We start from the raw sequence: 21,543 nt of genomic DNA on the forward strand, positions 1-21,543 counted from the left end.
TTGAAACGAAGCAATAACTTGCGCAGATCGTTATCTCAAACACATATTTTATAAATTAGGCTTCATAGGTGTTCTAACTATCAGTTAGGTTGAGTGGCATTCAATTTGATAGGGATAGAGTGATGCAAGCAGATAAAACGATTCAATCTGATAAAGAAGTAGAAACGCTACAGCCAAATACACTAAGTCCAAATACACCAGAAAAACTCTTACAGCGTTTAGATGCGATTGGGGAATCTTTGAAAGCTTCTGGTAAGGCGCATGCTTTATTAGGGCTAGGTTCTGTTGGCATTGAAACGGAGCGATTGGATCAGTATTCAGACGTTGATTTCTTCGCGATAGTGCAAACGGGGCACAAGCAATACTTCTTAGACAGCTTGCATTGGTTATCTGACATTCGTCCAATCGACTATGCCGTAAGGAACACCGTCGATGGTTATAAAGTACTTTATGCCGATGGAATATTCTGTGAGTTTGCGGTATTCGAACCACACGAATTAGCGCATATTCCGTTTGCTGAAGGTCGCATTGTTTGGCAGGAAGCAGACTTTGATACTCAGTGTTGTGTTCCACCAGTAAAAGGTGTCGCTGAAACGAATTCTCAAGAATGGATCATCGGTGAAGCACTAACCAATCTTTATGTGGGTATGTCTCGTTATAACCGAGGCGAAAAGCTGTCGGGCAGTCGGTTCGTTCAATCTTACGCACTTGATCGTTTGATCGATCTTGTGGATCAAACTGAACAGTCTGAGCCTGAATTCGTTGATGAATTTATGTCTGACAGAAGGCTAGAAGTACGCTTTCCTAAGTTTGCCCAACTGCTACCAAGCTTTACCCAAGGTTACGAGCGCACAGCTGAATCGGCACTTGCCCAACTAGCATTCCTCAACACCCATTTCACAGTCAACCAAGCCATGTCTGACCGAATCACTGAACTGTGTTCCAGTAAAGATTAAGTCTATAACCTGTTAATCTTAAAACCTATTTTCTTGGTGCGCGTAAATAAAAGTTGTCGCTTGTCTGTATTGTTGATAGGTTTTAACCATGAAATTTAATTCTGCTTCAACTTCAATTTTTTTTGGTGGTGCTCTTAACAGAGCAGCACGGAATACTCACATTCTTTAGCTGCTGGACGGTAGCTGAGAATGTCATCAAAAATGTCGCCTCTTTTTATCTCCAGTAGCCTTTCTAACTTGGAGATACACCATGAATACCAACTCAAACAGCCATATCGACAGCAACAATAATACTGGCAGTAAGAACAATACCAACAAGCCTGAAATCATTCTGACTGGCGATAGAGCAACTGGGCCTTTGCATTTGGGTCATTACGTCGGTTCACTTAAACAAAGAGTCTCTTTGCAGCACATTCACGACCAAACGATATTGGTCGCTGACATGCAAGGGCTTACCGACAACGCCCATAATCCTTCGAAGGTTTCTTCCAACATTCTCAATGTAGTCGCTGACTATCTTGCGGTGGGTATCGACCCGACCAAGACCACGATTTGTTTGCAATCACAGTTGCCGGTGTTAGCTGAGCTCACCATGTTCTACAGCAATCTTGTTTCTATCGCTCGCTTGGAACGCAATCCGACGGTCAAAAGCGAAATTCAGAACAAAGAGTTTGGACGTTCAATTCCAGCAGGCTTCCTCACTTATCCGATCTCACAGGCGGCAGACATCACCGCTTTCAACGCGACTTTAGTGCCCGTTGGTGATGACCAACTGCCGATGTTAGAACAAACCAATGAGATAGTAAGGAAAGTGAATTCGCTCGCTGGCAAACCAATCTTGAATGAATGCAGGCCGCTTCTCAGCAATGCATCTCGCCTCCCTAGTACTGATGGTAAAAGTAAGATGTCTAAATCGATGGGCAATGCCATTAATCTTTGTGCGACAGAGAAAGAGATCAGAGCTGCAGTCAAATCCATGTATACCGATCCAAATCATCTGCGAATTGAAGACCCAGGCAAGGTAGGAGGCAATATCGTGTTCACTTATCTTGATGCTTTTCATAGTGACGCTAACTATGTCAGTCAACTAAAAGAGCATTACCAAAGAGGTGGGTTAGGCGATGGACAAACTAAGAAAGTGTTGGAAGAGTGCCTGCAAGAAATGCTTCGTCCTATTCGTGAAAGAAGAGCTGAGCTGTTGGATGACAAAGCCCTGCTCATCAATATTTTGCGAAATGGTAGCGAAGTCTCTAGGGAAAGAACGCAAAAGGTACTGTTCGATGTAAAAAACGTCTTTGGTCTGAATATTTTCTAGTACTGGCTGCATGTAAATAAAGTTAATTAATTTGAATGGTGATTGCGGTTGATTTATAAAATGGTTTTGTGAATGGAAATGAGGTTGTATGGCAACGTATGATCTCAAATTCCAGCTTTCAAGTTATGGTAATTAAATGAAAACTAGTGTTTTACTCCCATTGCTACTTCCAGTTTGGGCCCTAATGTCTGGCTGTTCAGATGTGGTTAGCGATGAGTATTCGACCTATGCGCAAGCCAAACAAGAGCGATTGTTCGACAGAGGTTGGTTACCCGATATTCTGCCTAGATCTACATTGACTATTGAAGTGAATAACGATCTGGATGCGAATACTTCAGAAGGAAGCTTTATCATCAACGAGCCAGCATTGTCTGAATTTATTGGTAAATTAAAGCCGACTGAATCAACCAATCAATTTCAATTTGTAGATGGCGAGAATGTTTGGCTGTTTAAGGTCCGTGATGATAGCTTAGTTTCCTACACACTCAGTAAGAGCGAAGGCTAAGTTCAGTAATTCCAACCTACATTTCTGTTATGAGTTATGTGGGTTGTCGAATGACATTGTTCACCTAGCTATGCCTAGTCACCGCCAATAAGCCCTTATCACTTTTAGTTACAGGAAGGTAATGATGGAAATCAGTCAGCTGGATCATTTGGTATTAACCGTGAGTGATTTACAAGTTACGGTCGACTTTTACCAACGGGTGCTTGGAATGAAGCCCATCGAATTTGGTGAGGGCAGGTTGGCGTTGTCATTTGGGACGCAGAAGATCAATTTACACCTCAGTGGTAGCGAGTTCGAGCCAAAGGCAATGCGTGTTCAGGTCGGAAGTGCAGACCTCTGCTTTGTTACCAATACATCAATTGCAGAAGTTGCCGAACATATCCAAGCGCAAGGCGTCGTGATAGAGGAGGGACCAGTACAGCGAACCGGTACGACGGGAAAAATTGTTTCCGTTTATATTCGAGATCCTGATGGCAATCTGATTGAGCTCTCGAATTATTAGTCTTGGGCACTAAACCCGTACGCTTTTGTTTACTCTTCAAGAACGTAACTTTTCGTGTTTACTCCGCTTATCACTGGATGTCGTCAGCCAAATAAAATACAATCGAACAATGTTTTATTAATTTGCGCTTTATCATTATGATGAAAAACTTACTCATATTCATCGTTGGCCTGTTCTTCTTAACAGCTTGTTCTTCAACGAGTAATCATCAGCTAGACGATGAGACATTGAGCAACGAAGACGCTATGTCGAAAAGCGTAGAGGGAGAGAGTAACCTTGAGACTTCAAGCGATACAAACGCTGAGACCAGCGTTGATTCTTCCCATGATTCAATCGTTAATCATCAACCAGTCACTAACCTTGATTCAAATAAAGACACGATAACTCACGTTAATGCAGAGCCAGAGCCAGAGCCAGAGCCAGAGCCAGAATCAGTGGAACCTTCTCAAGTAGCAGCGACAGAAACAACGGAAAGCGATGCTAAGAGTAGCGGTGAAAAAGGCATCGGAAGCTATTTTATTCGTCATAACCAACCGACTAAGACTGTGATTAAATCACTAGAGGGCGTGACAGATGCATTGAACGTCATGACGTTTGGGATATTTGCCACCGGTAACGGTTAAATCGCCATCCAAGAACACCAACCTAATAGATAGAATGAAACGTGAAGGCGAGCCAGATGGTTCGCCTTTTTTGATCGTCTAAATCTGGCCACCGTTCTTCCTAAGAATCGTGCTCACTTATCTGAGCGCTGAGTCAGGCGACGGTTAACGAAAATAGGAAATTATTAGTTCTGGAAGGGGCTCGCCGAATTTACCCTGTTTGACTTGTTATATGCATCAAGGGTTCTAATACTCATCCCAAAGTAAGCAATGAAATCTAATCTTACAAAGACAAGTCTTATATTCACTTACGAGCATAGTAAGATGTTTGCTGTTAAGTCGGTTTAGGTTTAGTTATCAATATTCTAGGGAAGAGATATGAAGAATAAGAGTGCATTTTTAAGCGTCGCGATGGTTATGTTAGCGACTCACGCAAACGCTTCTGACGCGAGCCATGAGTCTGTAGCAGACAGCGTCATCACTGAACAAAGAGCGAACCTGTCTGAAAACACGCAAGGAAAAGGTTTTGGCCCACAAGCGCCTCGTGATTTAGGTTCAGCCGAAGGAACAAACGCTCGATTGTTTTCGGATGCGCCAGATTCAACAGCCATGAACCTATGTAATATCCACTTCCATAAGAACGCAGAACACAAAGGTGGCGAATTTACCCAATACGCCGGCAACGGTGATGGAAAGGGTTTTCAAAGCGGCTTTAAATACACAGGTAAGTTGAGTGATGCAGAGCTTAAACCATTTGAGGGTAAGGTTTGTCCAAGCGATCATGGTTCTTTGCATTCGGGTGACACCATTGAAGTTCACTATGTTTATTCAACGGCGCAAGTTGAACCGGGTGAAACATTGGGCGCTTGTTTTAACGACGCAATTACCAACCCGCAACTGCGTGTAGAAACTCAAGTTTTAGTATTGGTGAATGATGACAAAGCTCTCGATTTTGAAGCGCTCGCTAAACACTCAAAAGTGAACGGTTTACACCAAGCACCAAACATCCCACAAGATACGGGATCGGCGATTCAATACGCAGGCTCTACAACGGGTCCTGGTTATAATGAGCAAGGTTCACCTTTCCAAGTAACATGGAGCGTTCGTCCAAAAGTAGCGAAAGTAAACATCGCGACAGTGGGGAGCTGGTGTGAAGGCAATGCCTTTAACGAAGACCATGCCCACGGTGTGAGAAACTTGGTGGTTAACCCTGAGCTGTTATCACCTATTCGTAACGACTAAAATGATCAAGGCGAGCCAATAGGTTCGCTTTTTTTATGCCCTAACGAAAAGCACTTAGGTTTTAGGTTTAATTAAGTCTGGTGGGTAAATTGCGTGCGACACTTATTCAAAACATGAGTTGTGTAAATCGTATTTAGTCAAAAACGTTATTTACCAGAATCGAAGCTCCATGATACGTTCATGAACAATTATGTTGGGTTATAGCAAAGGACAGTCCAATGTCATTAGAAAGTGCGATTACATTCTTTATTGCCATGTTTGTATTTGGTATTACTCCGGGGCCTGGCGTATTTGCCATTTTAGCTCGTGCTATGGTTCAAGGATGGCGAAAGTGCGTCACGCTTTCGTTAGGTATGATATGCAGTGATCTTATTTACCTTGCGCTTGCCTGTTTTGGTCTAGCGACGATTGCCGAGAATTGGTCGATTGCGTTTGAGGTGATTCGCTACGTTGGTGCAGCTTATTTGATTTACTTGGGCTACAAGATGTTTAAGAGCTTGCCTGAAGTGCAAGGCTCTGCGGAACTTGCGGCCAAACAAAGTCAGAAATCCGAACTCGCGAGTTTCGCGCAAGGCTTTTTGATTTCAGCATCAAACCCTAAAGTGATTCTGTTTTATATTTCGTTCTTGCCGACTTTCATTGATCTGACTGTTCTGCGCTCACAAGATATTGTCTTGGTTTCTGCGCTAGCATCTGTTGCTCTAATGTCCGGTTTAATGCTTATCGCTGTAGGCGCGGGCAGAATGGCAGGTTTGTTGAAAACGCCACGCGCACATAAAAGGTTAAACCAAAGTGCTGGTGGAATAATGATTGCTGCTGGCTCATATTTGGCGATAAATCGATAAATCGATAAATACGATTCTTTAAACAGAAAGGCGAACCGATGGGTTCGCCTTTTTAGTTGCAGGATAGTAGCTAATGTTCGTGCATTACGCGTCTACGAAAATCACTTCACCAGTAAGAAAGCCATCGACCGAGCGCTCAAACGCTTTGCCAACAAGTTTGCTTGGTACAGGTTCAAAACCTGGCATCATTTCACCGTAAACATCCCACGCTTCAGCAAGAACAGTCGGGTTAATGACATTGATACGTGTGTTTCTTGGCATTTCATAAGCGACAGTCTTAACGAAGGTATCAATTGCGCCGCTAGTGGTAGCATCAGCAATCGCAAAAGGAATAGGTTTAACATTCAAGATACCGCTAATTAGAGTAAATGAACCGCCATCAGCAATGTACTTTTGGCCGATGCGAACAAGGTTGATTTGTCCCATCATTTTGCTCATTACCGTGGTCATCCATTGATCTTCAGTCATATCCGCAAAGGTGTTGTATTCACACAAGCCAACGGTGTTAACAACTGCATCAAAGTGTCCGACTTTTTTGTAAAGTGCCTCAATTGATTGCGGGTCAGTGATATCAACGATGTGGTCGACATCGCCAGAGCGACCCGCAGTGATAACGTTATGGTTGCCTAGTCCCATTAATGCTGCTTGACCCATCTTGCCACGTGCGCCAATTAGAATGATTGTTTTCATGTTGTTCTCCGAACTGTATATGTTTCGTTTCGATGGAAGAACTTTAACTAAATCGCTAAACAAGTAGAAACAAAGTCTAATTGTGAGTGTTACTGGTTTTTCTTGTTGAGTGTTACACTCACATGGAATCCAACTACACCGAAGCGAGTGCGTGTGAGTAAACTAGACCGATTAGATATAAAGCAGCTTAGAGTTTTCCAAGCTTTAATCCGTGAAGAGAACGCGTCCAAAGCTGCGAATCAATTGGGGATGACTCAGCAAGCTGTCAGTGAGCATTTGAAGAAACTGCGAGAAGTGTTTGACGATAGGTTGTTTGTGAGAAAAACCAACGGCTTTGTTCCGACCACCTTCGCACAAGAGTTATCTGTCGGTGTCGATCGTTTACTGATCGACTTCAATTTGTTGTTATCTAAAACAAACTTCGTACCACAAAAAGCCAAAGGGACATTCGTTATTGCGGCAACAGACTACGCACAGCAGATCATTTTGCCGAGTTTAATCGCGCAGTTAAGGGAACAAGCACCGAACTTAAAGCTGATTGTGCGTGATTTTGAAATTGATAATTTGCATGAGCTAATGGAAAGCGGGAAGGTCAATTTAGCTATCGCGTTTCCGGACTATATTCCTGATAGCTACAAAGTCATTAAGTTGTTTGAAGAGCATCATGTGTGTGTTGCATCACCTCATTCTTCAATAGCACAAACCACACCTTCATTAGAGGAAGTGGCGACTTATCCCACCATTATTGCTTCACCATCGCGTCCTAACTTCAAAGGATCGATTGATGAATGGTTCAGTCAGTTTGGGTTAAAGCGCAATGTCGTGGTCTCCGCACCGTGTTTCTCCATTGTACCCATGTATTTAAACACCACAGATTCTATTGCGTTTTTGCCATCCAGAGCTATTGAAGGGTTCAATTTGGTGACGATCCCAATGGAGCACTCCCCAGAAAGCTTTGATGTGGTGGCTGCTTGGCACCCGAGATATAACGAAGACCCACTACAAAAATGGGTCACATCCTTGCTCAAGATTGAGGAATAACGGGTATTAAAAATGACAGTATAGCAGCGCGCATCGACTGAATAGCTCGCATTATTGAACGAAACGTTTAGCCAGTTATCATCACTACTTGTTTGTTAGTCACAATGGTGCAATTATTTAACGAGTGATATTACTCGGATGCATGTCTTATGATGACTATCGAACAACAGCTTTCTCGGCTGGATCTAAACTTATTGGTGTCGTTAAGTGTTTTAATCAAAGAGAGGAACGTAACGCGCGCAGCTAATACCTTGTATTTGTCTCAGCCTGCTATGAGTCGTACCTTAAGTCGCTTGCGAGAATTGTTTGATGACCCACTGTTTTATCGAGAGTCGAATGGCTTAGTGCCCACGCAAAAAGCGTTAGAACTGCAAGCACCTTTAGAAGAGTTGCTATTGGCGATGCGAAGCCTAGTAACGAAATCTGCGTTTGATCCTGCTGAATGTGTTCAGACCTTTGTTGTTTCTGTGCCGCCATTAATGAGTCGGATGCTTTCTGTGCCGCTTGCTGAACGGTTTATGCACGATGCGCCGAACGCGAGTCTTATCGAATATCCGATTGCAAAAACGCCTACTAGCCAACTGTTATCACGAGATGTGGATTTTACTATTCACATCGAAGCCCCGAGCAATCCAATCGAATTCCCATACGTGAGTCTTGGGCAGATCTATCCGGTATTTTACGTTTCTGAACATCACCCTTTAGCGAAAGCTAAAAATGTCACGCTTGAGCAGTGCCTCGAATCTCGTTTTGTCGACCTCACGCTCGATATTCGCTCGAATTACGGGCTGCAACACCCTGTAGATACTTACTTAGTTAAGAATGGAATGCAGAGAGATATTGCCTTTAAAAGCGGACAGCTTCTTACGTTGGTGGAAGTGATGCAGAGTTCGAATACAATTTTGGTTGCGACCCACAAATTGACTGAACTAGAGGGAATAGGCGACAAGATAGTGCCGATATTCTCTCTAGATAATGTACCCGAGTTAATGTTCGAACTGTTTTTGATTGAGCATAAAAGAACCGTTACCAGCCCAGCACATCAATGGTTCAAGAACTTAGTCGTGTCGGTGATTGAAGACGTTGTTTGTGATAGTTGAGCCAACGTCTTTGCTAACACCGCAGCTTAGTTAAGTTCACCGCTTAGTTCAGATTCCAATTAAAACTAAATGGCGTTCTTCGTGTTTTGGGCGAGTCATTGATGGCTTTTAACAGTGTTTTGGCTTCGGTTAGTGAAACTGAGAGGGAAGCTGAAACTGAGCCTTCAGTATTTTTTGCGTAGCCAAGCGTCAATAACTTCTTCCAAATGTCGTTTGAGTCAGAATCTAGAGGCAGTTGAAGCGTGCCTTTCGACAAGGTTTTTCGCCCCGTAATCTCATAGACAGTTTGCACCGCTTTGCTGTACTGCTTTTCTTCAACGTGTCGACAAAATTTAATACTCAACTTTTTGGTATTCAATTGCTGGCGTGCGACAAAATAACGCTTTAAATCAATGAAGTGATTTCCGATCAGTCGAGCAATCGCAGCAAAGAATATTCCCGCAATGACCAAGTAATACCAATATTGGCTTAGCCAATTCGATAAGGTTTGAGCCCCGTCGCTTGATCCTAAAGTGTTGCTTAGTGAGTCTAATAACTTTGCGTCACCGACTTGAAGCGTTTGCTGCTCAACAGTCAACGATTCCAGCTGATTGGTCTTTGTGTTCCACCATGTCATGGTCTGTTTTGGTAAGACGACTTTCCCTTGTTCTTGCAGGATTAACGTTACCTGTTGTTTGAGTGTCGCGGTATTGCTTTTATTCAGGCGATTAAACACGTTTTCTTTGACTGCTGGTTTGCGATACAACTCAATGCCGGAAATGTCTGGGATGTTGATCTCCGGCAGCAACATCATGTGTGAATTTGCCACGCTCAACGTATACGTGGTAGTGACCGCGTGGCCAACTTCGAACTCGTCGGTTAACGGACGATCGGTTGATATTGAAAGCTCAGCATTTGGGCTAACAATCAACGCGTCTGTATCAATGTTGCTCACGGGCATTTTGGATGTAAAGTTAATGGGTTGCGATTGAATCACGCCCTTAACAACGTTGTCGCTGGTAAGCTCTACACTAACAGGGATGCTCAATTCAGGAACAGTAAACTCGCCAGCTTGCATAGGGTACAAGTAGTAGCGTGCTTTTTGGGTAAACCACTTGGTGCCTTCAATTGTGCGTGCTGAACGCGCGACTTTCTGCTCATCTTTCTTTACGACCGTGTTGGGTATATCTAAGTAAGGTAATACCAACTCTTCTTGAAAGGGGCGGGTACTCAATACTTCAACGTCGAGTGCGACTTGTTGTTTCACCGCGACATCTTGATCTTTAATTTCAACGTTTAGCTTCAACTCTCCGTCACTGACAAACTGGTCTAGGTTAGTAGCACTGGCAGGCATTGAAATTAAAAGCACCATCGCGGATAAGACAGTAAACCAACATTTCATAAGGGAGAATGCTCGGACGGTCGATTTAGTTTTGTTCATTGCTGTATTCCTGCTGAAATTTTTGTCTTAGAAACTTAGATGGATTTTGTCTGACCTGTTTTAGCCAAACTTGGTCAGAGATCACGAGCTCCTTCTGACTCCCTTCTTTTGGTTCGTCGTCGACCAATTTCCTATCATCAATGACTTTTTCTGAATCTTGTTTTGTCGGTGGTGTGTTCTTGATTTTCTCTATTGCCGCTTCCACAACGGCTAGGTTGTTGGTCGCTTGTTCTGAATACTTTTCGTTGTTCAACAGTTCGTTGTAAAGCGCAGTGGCTTTATCAAATTGAGCTGTATGAGCGTAGCTGTTCGCGACGATTAACTTAGCGAAATCAGTCAGCGCTGCCGGTTCGCCACCTTGTTCACTCTTTTGTGGGCTTAATTGGTCAATCGCGCCAAGGAAATCACCTGACAAATAACGACTGTAGGCTTTCCATGTTGGATCATCGAACAGAGCGGCACTTTGCGCGTAGTTGCCTTGTTTGAACTCGACATAAGCGTGTTGATCGTTGGATAGCCAAAAATCAAAAAATGAGTGCTTATCGGCTATTCCCCAAATCAGATTTCCTGCAATAAGCACAAGCAACAAGTGCATTGGCTTAAGTTTGGATAACCAAGCTAAACGACTGGATTGGTTCGGAGTCGAAGAGGTTGGCTTCGTCAGATTACCGAACTTATGATTCACTACCTGTTTATTATTTACCACTGTAGCGTCCACCCTTTTCTAAACCACATCAATTGAATCGGCAGCAACAAGAACAGCAACCAATAGCCCGCGTCTAACCAAGGTAGGGCGTTATCGTTGACCGCAAACAGGTTGTTTTGAATGCCTTGATAAACCGCTTCTACATCGCTAGCGTCGTGGGTGAATGAAACCATGTTTCCATGACCTGCTTGTGCCAGTTGTGACAGTGAAGCCAGCTGAGTTTCCGTTAAACCTGCCGTGCCATTTGCGCCACTTTGTGGGTTTTCACCCATCGCCCAAACGATCACTTGGTGTTGCTGTTGTTCAAACGCTTTAGTGCATTCTTCTATCGCTTGGTCATTTGTCTTGTCCGTCAGGATCAAAACCGTTGATGGTGATTTTGCTTGTGAGATTAGCTCGAGCGTTGGCTTTAACACCGAAGCCGGTTTGCTCTCGTTATCTGGTAACAGGCTTCCATCCAATACATCGAGGAAGTATCGCGTTAACTCTTTGTCTTTGGTGACAGGCATAGCGACATGGGCACTGCCACCGTATATAACCAATCCGGTTTTTGCATCGCCGCGCATCTCAACGAGCTGATTGATCTTCTGTTTAGCGCGCTCTAATCGTGACGGCTGAATGTCGGTTTTATTCATTGAATCAGAGACATCCAAGGCGATCACCAGCTCGGAATTGTCTTCGAAAAATGGTGAAGGTTGTTGCTGCCACGTTGGACCCGCCATAATGAGCGTAGCGAGAACCGCAAACACCAAAAACAATCGATTAGGAGAAACCATACGCGCTCGATTTTGGTTGAGAGACAGATGTTCCACCATGTTTTTAGACATCACAGGCTGCCACTGAGCGACTAAATCGTCTTGTTGAACGAGTGCGCGATAAAACAACACGAACGGGACCAGTGCTAACAACCATAATGGGCGCATGAAATGAAACTGGGTGATATCGCCACCAAACCATGTATTGAAATCAGTCATTGGTTAGCTCCTCTCTGCGGCGAATAACGCGCTTTATTTCTTTTTTACGACGCAGATTTGCACCAAACACGATTAAGGCAGCGAATAGGTTGCTCACCAGACACACGCCAAATGCATAGTGGTGCAAGCTGTGTTTTGGACGGTGAGATAAAAGTTCGAACTCTTGCTGTTCTAGTTCATCTATCGTTGCGTAAGCTTGTTCGAGTTGCTTTCGGTCCATGGCATGAAACATCTGCCCGCCAGTTGCGGCTGATACCTTCTCCAATGTTGGAAGATCCATCTTGTAGCGACCTTTAGTACTCGGGTCACCAATAGCAATGGTGTAAATCTTCACGCCATATTTGGCGGCGATTTCCGCGGCTTTGACAGGAGGCATTTTCGAGCTTGTGTCATCCCCATCGGTGAGCAGAATCATCACTCTTTGGCGGCTCTGTTCTTGTTCGAATACGGCAATTGATAAGCCAATCGCATCGCCAAAAGCAGTTTGAAATCCAGCATAGCCAAGCTCAACGTCTTCGAGCAGCGATTGCCACACGTTAATATCTTCAGTAAATGGCGCTTGAACATACGCAGAGTCGGCAAACAAGATTAACCCCAAGCGGTCATGCTCTCGCTGGGCTGCGAACTCGCGCAACACCTGCTTTGCAATGGTTAAACGGTCGTGTTTATTACCTTGTTTATCGGCAAAATCCTCTTCTGACATCGAACCTGACAGATCAAGTGCGACCATAATTTCACGAGCGGATTTTTTTTGTTCAATTGGTTCGCCTACCCACATCGGTTTAGCAATCGCGATGACTAAAGCAAGATAGCTGATAATGACCAATAGCCATTGCACTTTACGACGGCTCATCTTGACTGCGGTTTTAGAGGGCTCCTGTGAAGAGACGGCAATCAGGCGATCAAAAAAGGGCACTTGAATCGCGCTTTTTGACTCTTTGTAAACAGGCAATAACCAATACACGGCAAAGGGTAAACAGAGCAGTGCAAACGCTATCGGGTATTCAAATTCAATCATGTGACACCTCGTGATGCTTTATCCAAAGTGCAACGTTCTCCATGATGGCGTTTCGTTTTTCTTCCGTTAATGTCGCTGCTGAAGAGTAGGCGAGTTGAGCAAGTACGCCTGAAAGTTCTGATGTAGAGAACTCGGATGAAAATTGGCGATTGGTGCAATGGTCATCTAACCATTTTTCCCAATCTGTGCCGGTTAAAGGGGCGACCTCTGTACGAGGAAAGGCGTACAATGCGGTTCTTCGTAGCAGTTGTGGTAGCTTATGAAATGATGAAATGTCACCGGATTGAGCCTCTAAAGAGAGTTGCTCGAGTTCTACCAAGGCAGCGCGTCGGTATGTGTTTGCTAGGTACTTTTGAATAACTAAATAGACACGATATAAAGCGAAGCAAAACAGCAACAAGAGCAGCCAGTACCAACCTGGTGCATTCGGTAGCCACGAGATACTTTCTGGCAAAGAAGGCTCAGACAAAGAGGCCATCAATGGATTCACGTTCTCTGGCTGTAAAGGCTCAAGCCCAGTATTAGTCGTCATAGTCTGCATTCTCAGTTATTTAACTCGCGCCAAGTGCTTTTCTAAGCTGAACATCGGTTGGATCGATGGTGTTGAAGGGCAATACAGGGATTCGATATTTCTTCGCTACTGCCGTGAAATTATCTATGGCTTTAAGCACGTCTTTGGCAAACGCATCGCGTAACTGTGCTTCTTGGCCTGATACGGATAATTGCAATTGCCCGTCGCTGAGTACCATCTTATTAAGCGTGGCTAAATCATGCTCCAGTGGGTCGGTAACATGACACAACACCACATCGTTGTGCTGACACAAAGCCTTGATTTGCTCTTCGCTTCGCTCGTTATAGCCGTAGCCATCGGTAATCAAGATCACTAACCCATCATGCTTAACCAACCTCTGCGCCTGATGAAACAATTTAGCGAACGAATTGGATTGTGTGTCTTGCGCCTTTCCCGCTTTGAGCTGCTGATTCTTACTCGCAATTTCATTGAGTATTTTGAGTACGTGATTTGCGCTGCGTTGCGGTGAAATAGGCAAAGCAGTGCTGTCGTTATAAATAATGGCGCCCACACGATCGGTACTGTCTATGACTTTCCAAGCGATCAAAGCTGCGATTTCTGCAGCAACTACAGATTTCATTCGACCTGTGCTGCCAAAGAACATACTCGTGCGCTGATCGACCATGACGTAAACGTTACGCTCGCGCTCTTCAGAGAATATTTTGACGTGTGGCTTGCCCGTTCTATTGGTCACTTTCCAATCCATGGTGCGAATATCGTCACCAATTTGGTAGTGACGCATCTCTTCAAAATTCAATCCACGTCCACGTAGCTTAGATACATGACGACCCGTTAACGCACTGTTGATTGGCTGATTAGGCAGAAAGTCAAAGCCATGCGCCTTGTATTTCAACAATCGCAATGCCTTTAGATTGATATAGATATCAGGATCAAGTGTTGGTTTCGTCTCCATGGTGACCTCTCGCATTACGCTACTGCAACTTGAGACAAAATCTCATCGATAACTCGGTCTGAACTGACGCCCTCAGCAAGTGCATCGTAAGACAGAATCAGGCGGTGACGCAGAACCCCATGAACCACTTTACGAACATCATCAGGGTCAACAAAGTCCTTACCGTTTAGCCATGCCATCGCTCGTGAACACTTGTCTAACGCGATGGTTGCACGCGGGCTTGAGCCAACACCAATCCATTGTGAAAGGGGTGACTCTGGGTACAACTCTGGTTGTCGTGTTGCCACCACAATCGCGACAATGTACTTAAGAACCGCGTCGCTACAATGAATGTCGCGCAGTTGATCACGAGCATCAAAAATACATTGAGGATCAATAGGAGCAGGCTTCGCTGCACTTGGTTTTTCCTCACTGCGAACCATCTTAATGATCTGTTCTTCGGCATCCGCATCTGGATAATCGAGATTTATTTTCATGATAAACCTGTCCATTTGCGCTTCTGGCAACGGGTAGGTCCCTTCTTGTTCAACCGGGTTTTGTGTCGCTAAAACCATGAATAGGTCAGGCAGTTTGTAAGTCTTACCAGCAACAGTGATTTGTCGCTCTTCCATTGCTTCCAGCAATGCAGCTTGTACCTTTGCTGGAGATCGGTTGATCTCATCGGCCAGTAATAGGTTGTTGAAAACTGGGCCCGGTTGGAAGGTAAGCGTCGGTTTGCCATCTACGTCTTGATACACCTCTGTGCCCGTTACGTCCGAAGGAAGAAGATCCGGCGTAAATTGAACACGACCAAGGTCAACTTCTAGAGCAGAAGCCAATGATTTGATAGAACGAGTCTTTGCTGTTCCGGGTAATCCTTCTAACAGAACATTACCATTTGTAAGTAGCGCAACCAGTAATGTGTCGACCATATGCTGCTGGCCAATTACCGAGGATTCCATCTGCTGCTTTAGTTGGTTTATAGAGTCTAACGTTGGGTTCATTTGCTTACCTATTGACTAATTAATCAAGTGAGATTCAGGTCACCAGATGGCGAAAAGATAAATATTGTTAGTTAAAGCAACTATTTAAATCACCTTTGCTAAGGGTAGTCGAAAATAATTTCGACATACGCGATCAACATATCTTTGTTAAAGACTCACCTTGGAAATACTGAATTGCATGGTCTATAAATAGGCTACTGTATTGTTTGTATTTTAATCAAGTATAAAGGTTGATAAGTAACATTACTTTGCTGCATATCTCTTATACGGCGATGTCATTTGTTAATTTATGCTGCCTTGATAACATTGTTCACAAGTTGAGCGGTTAACGAACTAACTGTTCGAACAAAAACAAATGGACTATGTATTGATTTAGCGTTATCGATTTTATTAGAGGTCAACAATGAAAAAATTAGCATTAGTAGTTTTAGGTTTAAGCGCAGTTTCTCTTTCTTCTTACGCAGCCGAAGAAGTTTCAACTCTGACAGAGTTCTTCAATGCCGATGGTGAAGTGACTACCGTCGACAATTACGCGGTGTACGAAACGTCACGCCAATATTTGAAAAACCAAGAGCTTGTTGGCGTTAATAAATTCCTACACAAACGCGAACTAACGCCAACCGATAAACAGCCTGTGGTTCGAATGAACCGAGACACTTACTACTCAATGGCTGTGATTAACGTTTCGCAAGGCGCGACGATTACGCTACCTGAGATTCCAGAAGGCAAATACATGTCGATGGAAGTGATTACAGAAGACCACCGCATTCAGCCAATGCAATACGGTTCTGGTACGTTTGATCTTTCTACTCACAGTGGCGACCACGTGTATGTCATCGTTCGTACTGATGCGACGTTCACCAAAGATGAAGTTCATAAAATCCAAGATCAGATGAGCATTGATGCAAAAGCAGACGGCGAATTCATGGCAATGCAAGTGGATGAGAAATCATTCGATGAGGTCGAGAAAAACCTTAAGATGGAAATGCCAAAACTACTAAAACGCGATGGTGCTCAGGCGACGTTTGGTATGTTTACCAGCCCTGAAGATGCTTCAAAAGAGATGTTTACCAAAGAGAAGTACGCAGTGGGTGCGGCTATCGGTTGGGGTGGCGCGCAGTTAGATGACAATATCTACGAAGTCTCTGGTAACTTCCCAGCAGACACTTGTCATCAGGCAACCTTTGATGACCCTAAAAACCAAGCGTTTTGGTCGGTAACTGTCTACAACAAGCAAGGTTTCATGTTTGGTGAAGTGGCGAACGTTAGCTCAAACACGGCTGAGAAAAATGCAGACGGCACTTACACTGTAAGCTTTGGTTGTGGTGATGATGCAGTCAACAACATCAAAACAGAGAACGATTCTGGTGTGTTTAACTTAGCTTTCCGTCATTACATTCCAAGCCAAAAAGTACGTGATGGATTCCGAGTGCTTCCTTACGTGAAAGTAGTGAACTAATGTTGCGATAGTCGTACAACGATAGATAGATACGCGCTATTACCTATGGTAGTAGCGCGTTTTTTATGGATTCTATTTCGTTTCTTGTTTTCTTGGTCGGAGAAACAGAAAGACCGAGTCAAAAAATGGTCTAACTTTGATTATACGCAGCGTGCCTCAGTTCAAATAAATCAATTAAACCTTCTTCCATCGATACTTTCAGTTTCCCCACGTATTTGTTCGAATTTAAACCCGCTGACACCTTATGTGACAACGCTTCCAGTTATCTTTACTGCCTCTAAAGGGAACAAATACCACATACCAGCGTTATAAAAACCGATAGCCGTGGAGTGTTATGAGTCCTATTTGAGGTGTATAGTTATAGGTAATTCATTGGGTTATCGAATATTTAAGTTATCAAAAGATGTGTATGTCATGAAGAAAAACGGATTTACTTTAATGGAATTAATCATCGTGATCGTGATACTTGGAGTGTTGGCCGTTACAGCTGCCCCGAGGTTCCTTGGTATTCAAGAATCTGCAAGAGAAGCGGTACTTGAAGGTGTTGCGGGTGCGATGGAAGGGGTAATTACACAAGTAACCTCAAAGGCCATTATTGTTGGACTTAATCCCAGTGCGGAAAATCCAGATGATCAGAGTAACTATGTCATCGATTTTGGTATCGGTCGAGTTGAGGTCGACTGGGGAACCCTTTGCCCTGAAAGTGTAGGGGAATCAGGTGATGAGTTAAACATGCTCCATTTCCTGACCTTGTCAGATGATGACAGCATAATTTCTGAATTAGGCAACAGACACACGGTAGTGGGATTTACTCAGCCATTCAGTCAAGCTGACCTTGACAGAAATAACATAACTGATGATGCCTTACCCTCGGGTTGTTATGTTCTTTACGATTCTTTTGGTGGGCGAGTTACCGGAAATGAATGTCCTGCTGGTGGTTGTGAATGTACAGTTCGTATAGTGAACGACGAGTGTTAAACCGCATTCTTTAACTGTTGATAGACATTCAATAAAAAAGCGCGTAATTACCGGTTGGTAGTAACGCGCTTTTTTGTATTAGCTTGATGATTTCTCTTAGTTTGACAATGCAGCACTTGCTGGTGGCAAATCACGCTTCTTAATCACGTATCGCAAGCGAATTAACATCAGCGTCGCTGAAACGCTCAAGCCCGTTAGAATACCAATCCAAAAGCCTTCTTCACCCATTGCAGGAACAATGTGGTCTGTTAAGCCCAACACCATGCCCAGTGGTAATGCTAAGCCCCAGTATGAAGCTATGGCTAAGATCATTGGGATCTTGGTATCTTTATAACCACGTAATGCACCGTTAGCAGACGTTTGTAATGCATCGCTGAATTGGTACATCGCAGTAAAGGTCAACAATACTGCTGCCGTTGCGCTAATTGCAGGGTCGGTGGTGTAAAGTCTAATGATCCATTCTGGGAACAGCAGGAACATCGCAACTGAAAGTAATGAAATCAACGCGGCAACCAAAATGCCGACTTTGCTGCGTTCAATTGCGCCTAGTTCGTCTTTCTCACCTAATGCATGTCCAACACGAATCGTAATACCAAAAGAGATACTCATAGGAATCACGTAAGTTAGGCTCGATATGTTAAGTGCAATTTGTGCCGCTGCCACGTTCTCTGCACCAATACGGCCAATCATCAAAGCGATAACCGCAAAGATACTGCCACACACAGCAATGTTCATCCCGATAGGTAAACCTAATCTTAGAAGGTGAAGCATCTCTTTCGCTTTTGGTTTTGCATCGGCAAAGCTAATAATGGTCTTGTAGTGGTGATGACCTTTAATGTAGGAATACAGCATTCCCGACATTAACCAATACACCAAGCTTGTCGCCCAGCCACAACCCACAGCGCCCATTTCAGGGAAGCCGAACTTACCGTAGATAAGCACGTAGTTGACCGGAATATTCACCAACAAACCAACCACCGAAATGATCATTGGTACTTTGGTGTTGTTCATACCTTCACAGAAGCCATTCAAGGTATAAAACAGGGCAATACCCGGCACACCAAAGGCTAGGGCGAAAGCATAGTCACTGCCAATAGGGATAATCTCAGCGGCTACACCAATCCACTCTAAGATCGGTTTCGCACTCACTAAATAAGCGATGAGTAATACGCTAGCAATTAATGCCAACCAAACCATCTGGAAGAATTCAACAGAGATACTCTGGAAGTCACGTGCGCCGCGATGGTAAGCGACAACAGGTGTTAACGCCATAATTACACCACGTAACAACAACAACACTGGAATCCAAAGGCTAGTGCCGAGTGCAATAGCGGCGAGATCGGCAGGGCTTACTTGGCCAGCCATTGTCGTATCGACAAATCCCATCGCTTGGGTAGCTATTTGAGTCAAAATGATTGGAATCGAAAGATGCATAAGCGCACCCGATTCTCGAGTAAAAGGACGAAGTTTCGTTAGCATGGAAGTTCACAACACCAATATAAATACACGAATGATGGCAGGATGGCCGGTGTGTATTTTAGGATGTGCCCCGTTGGGCGGGCGACAATATAAACACCTTACCGTATAGGGTCAAGCATTGGATTTATTGAGTTTCACTAGCTTTGAGGTAGGGGCCGATTCTGATGGTCAAAACACAACACTAACTCACGTAAGTTATTGATTTATTGTAAATCATGCTAGTTGGATAATTTCTATATTTGCCACGCTAATCACTAAGGTTGTGGTATAAGTGATTGTTATGGAAAGACAAAGGCTAGTACAATTGGTGACTAATGAACTAGGCAGAATTTTCTGTAGCACAGCTGTTATACAAATACAGGGATGAAAATGGAAATTACAGTTAAGAAAATATCGAAAAGGTCTCTTTTCAAAATGCTCTTTATCGGCTTTAGCCTGAGCTTCTTTGTCTTCTTTTTAGTATGTGGTATCGCATCTATATTTGGTGCGGAGACTGTAAAGTGGGATGAAACACCAGTAACGGGCATATCAGGCCTGCTGCTCGCCTTGGCTATGTGGCCAATATTTAGTTTGTTTCTAACATTATTTATGTGGTGCTTTGTAGCATTTGGCTTGTGGATTTACTCTTTGGTTAAACCTCTGAACCTGCTCTTTAAAGAAACTGCAGAGCACAATTAACCACTTGTATAACAAGAAGGTTAAGTTTGATTCACAACGTTTGGCACTTTCAATTCAAGCCGATTTTGAGTTTATGGCAAAATGGATTAGCCAAGGTGTTAGCATTCAATTGAGGTCGTAATGTACGAAGTTGTTTATAATATAAAGTTTGAAGGGTTGTGGTCACTTTGTTTCGCTCTTCCCGGTTTGTTATTTATATATATATCGGCTTAAGGTTATAAAAATAGAAAGAAATTATCCAGTTGGGATGTGCAAGTTGTTGGTAAGCCTGCGACTGAACAAAGCATAGGTATGGTTTTCAAAATACTCCTTATTTTTTCAGTGCTTTGGACTGCTTTAAGTGGGGGAAGCTTAATAATTCAATTATATTCCCTTTTATCTGATTACGGTCAGGGTGAATATGATGTTGTTGAAGGAAGTGTTGAGAACTTTAACCCGATGCCTTATGGAGGGCATCAACAGGAAAGTTTTACTGTTGAGGGTGTTAAATTTAGTTATTCAGACTTTAGTATCTCCCCTGGTTTTAATAATACTAAGTCGCATGGCGGGCCTATAAGAAAAGGGTTAAGGGTGAGGGTATCACATATAGATAATGTAATCCTGAAGCTTGAAGTGATGCGCTAAACACCGTGGTTTTTTATGCTACTTAGCTCTCTACTTAAACAGCATAGTTTTCCTATTCTGTTTGATTGTATAAAAGCGACCCTACGGAAATTATTGGAGGATGTGTCGATGACTTGTCTTAAGTGCCAAGAAAAAAGTGTTACTGATTTTTGTGTCAAAGTGCCTAAAAAATTTCTTTGGTTTTCATGGTATGGATATCAAAGACAGACCTTATGTCGAGAACATTTATTATTGGAATATCGCAAGTCATTTACTACGTCACAAGCACGATTGGTTGTCTTCTACCCCGACTTTGAATACAAAAGAAAAGGTCTCTATCAATACCTTCCAACTCCATTGCGTGAATTTGAAGAGTTTGTCCTTCACGACAATAAACAAGGGGAAAGAAAAGAAGATTTAATTGTTCTGAAAGAGATCTTTCGAAAATTACGTGGGTTTTGCGAGAAATGCGGCAAACCGGCACAGGTTGCTTTTTTTTGCACTGGTTCTTTTGCATGGGAACAAAAACCTTTTTCACCATGCACGACAAGTGATCAAGTAATCATTTCTTCTATCTGTGCGCAGCCTGAAATTCTGTGTATGCAGTGCTGTTATTCGCAGGTTGAACCCTCATTATCCGCATGCGACTTAAAGCGAATTGGTGGAATTCACTCTCTTCCTCAACATGGAGAGCATTGTTTAATTGGGGTTGAAGAATGAAACATGATTATATTTTGCAGACCCGGTTAAAGATAGGGCATACAAATATTACATACTAGTTCTGTTTTTGGTTGTCTCTAAGGCACTGTCGAAAGCGTCCCTTAAGGGCTCAGCTCAAATTTATTGCCACAAAGCCAGCAGAAACACAAATAGCCCGATCCCGAGCGTGACTTTTAGAAGCAGGCCAAGAGGGGCACCTCCTTTTGGCGCTTTGTTGCAACATCCCATAATCATTTCCTAATT

Annotated in this window: 23 protein-coding genes; 14 read left to right on the top strand and 9 right to left on the bottom strand. The window is 43.5% G+C overall.

Annotated elements, in window-relative coordinates; genetic code table 11:
• The first annotated feature begins 140 nt into the window (after positions 1-140).
• From MSG35_RS12980 to MSG35_RS13010, 7 genes are all read left to right on the top strand, one after another.
• Entirely contained in the window at positions 141-956 is an 816-nt protein-coding gene (locus tag MSG35_RS12980; protein ID WP_248384368.1) for a hypothetical protein, read from the top strand.
• 250 nt (positions 957-1,206) lie between these two features.
• Positions 1,207-2,271: a tryptophan--tRNA ligase gene (gene trpS, locus MSG35_RS12985; RefSeq protein WP_248384148.1), complete on the top strand. Its 1,065-nt coding sequence runs from the start codon at positions 1,207-1,209 to the stop codon at positions 2,269-2,271.
• A gap of 136 nt (positions 2,272-2,407) precedes the next feature.
• The gene (locus MSG35_RS12990) at positions 2,408-2,776 is read left to right on the top strand and encodes a hypothetical protein (protein WP_248384149.1); all 369 of its coding nucleotides are present in this window, start codon (positions 2,408-2,410) and stop codon (positions 2,774-2,776) included.
• A gap of 124 nt (positions 2,777-2,900) precedes the next feature.
• The gene (locus tag MSG35_RS12995; protein ID WP_248384370.1) at positions 2,901-3,278 is read left to right on the top strand and encodes a VOC family protein; all 378 of its coding nucleotides are present in this window, start codon (positions 2,901-2,903) and stop codon (positions 3,276-3,278) included.
• A 137-nt stretch (positions 3,279-3,415) separates the two neighbouring features.
• On the top strand, positions 3,416-3,901 hold the full coding sequence (locus tag MSG35_RS13000) for a hypothetical protein (RefSeq protein WP_248384151.1): 486 nt from the start codon (positions 3,416-3,418) through the stop codon (positions 3,899-3,901).
• A gap of 357 nt (positions 3,902-4,258) precedes the next feature.
• Positions 4,259-5,122 (top strand): delta-class carbonic anhydrase, encoded by an 864-nt coding sequence (locus tag MSG35_RS13005; protein ID WP_248384152.1) that lies wholly within the window; start codon positions 4,259-4,261, stop codon positions 5,120-5,122.
• Between the two features lie 218 nt (positions 5,123-5,340).
• Positions 5,341-5,967, top strand: coding sequence for a LysE family translocator (locus tag MSG35_RS13010; protein ID WP_017066602.1), 627 nt, complete (start codon positions 5,341-5,343; stop codon positions 5,965-5,967).
• A gap of 84 nt (positions 5,968-6,051) precedes the next feature.
• On the opposite strand, the gene MSG35_RS13015 is transcribed toward MSG35_RS13010, so the two are convergent.
• A complete protein-coding gene (locus MSG35_RS13015; RefSeq protein WP_048608466.1) occupies positions 6,052-6,657 on the bottom strand; it encodes a short chain dehydrogenase in 606 nt (201 codons plus the stop codon).
• Positions 6,658-6,810: 153 nt separating this feature from the next.
• On the opposite strand from MSG35_RS13015, the gene MSG35_RS13020 reads away from it, so the two are divergent.
• Positions 6,811-7,698, top strand: coding sequence for a LysR family transcriptional regulator (locus tag MSG35_RS13020; RefSeq protein WP_048609074.1), 888 nt, complete (start codon positions 6,811-6,813; stop codon positions 7,696-7,698).
• 149 nt (positions 7,699-7,847) lie between these two features.
• Positions 7,848-8,798: a LysR family transcriptional regulator gene (locus tag MSG35_RS13025; RefSeq protein ID WP_054541129.1), complete on the top strand. Its 951-nt coding sequence runs from the start codon at positions 7,848-7,850 to the stop codon at positions 8,796-8,798.
• Positions 8,799-8,841: 43 nt separating this feature from the next.
• Here the strand turns inward: MSG35_RS13025 and MSG35_RS13030 are convergent, their stop codons facing one another.
• The 7 genes from MSG35_RS13030 to MSG35_RS13060 are packed head-to-tail and all read right to left on the bottom strand — an operon-like array spanning position 8,842 to position 15,383.
• Positions 8,842-10,218, bottom strand: a complete 1,377-nt coding sequence (locus MSG35_RS13030; protein ID WP_248384153.1) for a BatD family protein — start codon at positions 10,216-10,218, stop codon at positions 8,842-8,844.
• Positions 10,205-10,924: a hypothetical protein gene (locus MSG35_RS13035; RefSeq protein ID WP_248384154.1), complete on the bottom strand. Its 720-nt coding sequence runs from the start codon at positions 10,922-10,924 to the stop codon at positions 10,205-10,207. The genes MSG35_RS13030 and MSG35_RS13035 overlap by 14 nt, the downstream gene beginning before the upstream one ends.
• Positions 10,918-11,898 (bottom strand): VWA domain-containing protein, encoded by a 981-nt coding sequence (locus MSG35_RS13040; RefSeq protein WP_248384155.1) that lies wholly within the window; start codon positions 11,896-11,898, stop codon positions 10,918-10,920. Before MSG35_RS13040 ends, MSG35_RS13035 begins: the two co-directional genes overlap by 7 nt.
• Positions 11,891-12,916: a VWA domain-containing protein gene (locus MSG35_RS13045; protein ID WP_248384156.1), complete on the bottom strand. Its 1,026-nt coding sequence runs from the start codon at positions 12,914-12,916 to the stop codon at positions 11,891-11,893. The genes MSG35_RS13040 and MSG35_RS13045 overlap by 8 nt, the downstream gene beginning before the upstream one ends.
• The gene (locus MSG35_RS13050) at positions 12,909-13,448 is read right to left on the bottom strand and encodes a DUF4381 domain-containing protein (protein ID WP_248384157.1); all 540 of its coding nucleotides are present in this window, start codon (positions 13,446-13,448) and stop codon (positions 12,909-12,911) included. The genes MSG35_RS13045 and MSG35_RS13050 overlap by 8 nt, the downstream gene beginning before the upstream one ends.
• Positions 13,449-13,467: 19 nt before the next feature.
• Positions 13,468-14,400, bottom strand: coding sequence for a DUF58 domain-containing protein (locus MSG35_RS13055; RefSeq protein ID WP_248384158.1), 933 nt, complete (start codon positions 14,398-14,400; stop codon positions 13,468-13,470).
• Positions 14,401-14,414: 14 nt separating this feature from the next.
• Complete coding sequence (locus MSG35_RS13060) at positions 14,415-15,383, bottom strand: MoxR family ATPase (RefSeq protein WP_059018614.1); 969 nt, start codon at positions 15,381-15,383, stop codon at positions 14,415-14,417.
• Positions 15,384-15,786: 403 nt separating this feature from the next.
• Here MSG35_RS13060 and MSG35_RS13065 point away from each other — a divergent pair, with 403 nt between their 5' ends.
• On the top strand, positions 15,787-16,842 hold the full coding sequence (locus MSG35_RS13065; protein ID WP_248384160.1) for a DUF1254 domain-containing protein: 1,056 nt from the start codon (positions 15,787-15,789) through the stop codon (positions 16,840-16,842).
• Between the two features lie 414 nt (positions 16,843-17,256).
• Positions 17,257-17,820: a type II secretion system protein gene (locus MSG35_RS13070; protein ID WP_282449878.1), complete on the top strand. Its 564-nt coding sequence runs from the start codon at positions 17,257-17,259 to the stop codon at positions 17,818-17,820.
• 96 nt (positions 17,821-17,916) lie between these two features.
• Here MSG35_RS13070 and MSG35_RS13075 read toward each other — a convergent pair whose 3' ends face one another.
• A complete protein-coding gene (locus tag MSG35_RS13075) occupies positions 17,917-19,299 on the bottom strand; it encodes an MATE family efflux transporter (RefSeq protein WP_248384161.1) in 1,383 nt (460 codons plus the stop codon).
• A gap of 363 nt (positions 19,300-19,662) precedes the next feature.
• Between MSG35_RS13075 and MSG35_RS13080 the strand changes: the two genes are divergently transcribed.
• From MSG35_RS13080 to MSG35_RS13090, 3 genes are all read left to right on the top strand, one after another.
• On the top strand, positions 19,663-19,977 hold the full coding sequence (locus MSG35_RS13080) for a hypothetical protein (protein WP_026012397.1): 315 nt from the start codon (positions 19,663-19,665) through the stop codon (positions 19,975-19,977).
• A 249-nt stretch (positions 19,978-20,226) separates the two neighbouring features.
• Positions 20,227-20,601: a hypothetical protein gene (locus MSG35_RS13085; protein WP_248384162.1), complete on the top strand. Its 375-nt coding sequence runs from the start codon at positions 20,227-20,229 to the stop codon at positions 20,599-20,601.
• A gap of 108 nt (positions 20,602-20,709) precedes the next feature.
• A complete protein-coding gene (locus tag MSG35_RS13090) occupies positions 20,710-21,300 on the top strand; it encodes a hypothetical protein (RefSeq protein WP_248384163.1) in 591 nt (196 codons plus the stop codon).
• The last annotated feature ends 243 nt before the right edge of the window (positions 21,301-21,543 follow it).

Origin of the sequence: Vibrio sp. 1CM23M, from assembly GCF_023161755.1 — a bacterium.
GTDB classification, from domain to species: Bacteria; Pseudomonadota; Gammaproteobacteria; order Enterobacterales; family Vibrionaceae; genus Vibrio; species Vibrio coralliirubri.

Bases quoted from the DNA above. Each gene is read 5' to 3' on its own strand.
- trpS (WP_248384148.1), top strand. From the start codon at position 1,207: ATGAATACCAACTCAAACAGCCATATCGACAGCAACAATAATACTGGC.
- MSG35_RS12990 (WP_248384149.1), top strand. From the start codon at position 2,408: ATGAAAACTAGTGTTTTACTCCCATTGCTACTTCCAGTTTGGGCCCTA.
- MSG35_RS12995 (WP_248384370.1), top strand. From the start codon at position 2,901: ATGGAAATCAGTCAGCTGGATCATTTGGTATTAACCGTGAGTGATTTA.
- MSG35_RS13000 (WP_248384151.1), top strand. From the start codon at position 3,416: ATGATGAAAAACTTACTCATATTCATCGTTGGCCTGTTCTTCTTAACA.
- MSG35_RS13005 (WP_248384152.1), top strand. From the start codon at position 4,259: ATGAAGAATAAGAGTGCATTTTTAAGCGTCGCGATGGTTATGTTAGCG.
- MSG35_RS13010 (WP_017066602.1), top strand. From the start codon at position 5,341: ATGTCATTAGAAAGTGCGATTACATTCTTTATTGCCATGTTTGTATTT.
- MSG35_RS13015 (WP_048608466.1), bottom strand. From the start codon at position 6,657: ATGAAAACAATCATTCTAATTGGCGCACGTGGCAAGATGGGTCAAGCA.
- MSG35_RS13025 (WP_054541129.1), top strand. From the start codon at position 7,848: ATGATGACTATCGAACAACAGCTTTCTCGGCTGGATCTAAACTTATTG.
- MSG35_RS13030 (WP_248384153.1), bottom strand. From the start codon at position 10,218: ATGAACAAAACTAAATCGACCGTCCGAGCATTCTCCCTTATGAAATGT.
- MSG35_RS13040 (WP_248384155.1), bottom strand. From the start codon at position 11,898: ATGACTGATTTCAATACATGGTTTGGTGGCGATATCACCCAGTTTCAT.
- MSG35_RS13045 (WP_248384156.1), bottom strand. From the start codon at position 12,916: ATGATTGAATTTGAATACCCGATAGCGTTTGCACTGCTCTGTTTACCC.
- MSG35_RS13050 (WP_248384157.1), bottom strand. From the start codon at position 13,448: ATGACGACTAATACTGGGCTTGAGCCTTTACAGCCAGAGAACGTGAAT.
- MSG35_RS13055 (WP_248384158.1), bottom strand. From the start codon at position 14,400: ATGGAGACGAAACCAACACTTGATCCTGATATCTATATCAATCTAAAG.
- MSG35_RS13060 (WP_059018614.1), bottom strand. From the start codon at position 15,383: ATGAACCCAACGTTAGACTCTATAAACCAACTAAAGCAGCAGATGGAA.
- MSG35_RS13065 (WP_248384160.1), top strand. From the start codon at position 15,787: ATGAAAAAATTAGCATTAGTAGTTTTAGGTTTAAGCGCAGTTTCTCTT.
- MSG35_RS13070 (WP_282449878.1), top strand. From the start codon at position 17,257: ATGAAGAAAAACGGATTTACTTTAATGGAATTAATCATCGTGATCGTG.
- MSG35_RS13075 (WP_248384161.1), bottom strand. From the start codon at position 19,299: ATGCTAACGAAACTTCGTCCTTTTACTCGAGAATCGGGTGCGCTTATG.
- MSG35_RS13080 (WP_026012397.1), top strand. From the start codon at position 19,663: ATGAAAATGGAAATTACAGTTAAGAAAATATCGAAAAGGTCTCTTTTC.
- MSG35_RS13090 (WP_248384163.1), top strand. From the start codon at position 20,710: ATGACTTGTCTTAAGTGCCAAGAAAAAAGTGTTACTGATTTTTGTGTC.